This is a genomic window from Rhodococcus sp. LB1 (assembly GCF_001583455.1).
Lineage (GTDB): Bacteria > Actinomycetota > Actinomycetes > Mycobacteriales > Mycobacteriaceae > Rhodococcus_F > Rhodococcus_F opacus.
Genome location: NZ_LTCZ01000352.1, coordinates 1 through 525, shown reverse-complemented (window position 1 = coordinate 525; position 525 = coordinate 1). Strand labels below are relative to the sequence as shown.

Sequence of the window (525 nt, the reverse complement as noted above, 5' to 3'; positions counted from 1 at the left end):
CCCACCCCTGGGGCGTGTCGGCCGGGGGTTCGGGTGCTGCTGCAGGTTCGCTCCTGACTGGGTCACCGACAACGGGGCCCGGGAAGGGGCCTGACGGTGGCGAGGAGAACGTGGACGATGATCGATCTGATGGAGTTGTTCCGGCATTGGCATGCCGGCCGGTCCCAGGTGCAGATCGCGGAGGCCCTGGATATCGACCGAAAAACCATCCGGAAATACCTGGCTCCCGCCGTGGCGGCCGGGTTGACACCGGGCGAGGGAGGGAAGTTCGACGAGCCGCTCTGGTGGGAGCTGATCACCGGATGGTTCCCGGAGGTCGGCGACCCGGCGGCGCGGGCGGTGACATGGCCGGCGATCGCCGCGCACCACGACTGGATCGACGGGCAGCTGACCGCGTCGGTGACGGTAGCGACGATTGCGCAACGCCTGCGCGACGACCACGGCGTCGCGGTGTCGGAATCGACCGTACGACGGTATGTGGCAGCACAATTCGCCGAGAAGGTGGCGGAGTCGAAGGTGACTGTG

General features: G+C 67.8%; 1 pseudogene. It reads left to right on the top strand.

What is annotated here, in order from left to right:
* Positions 1-117: 117 nt before the first annotated feature.
* A pseudogene (locus AZG88_RS35365) lies at positions 118-525 on the top strand (IS21 family transposase); the annotation flags it as partial.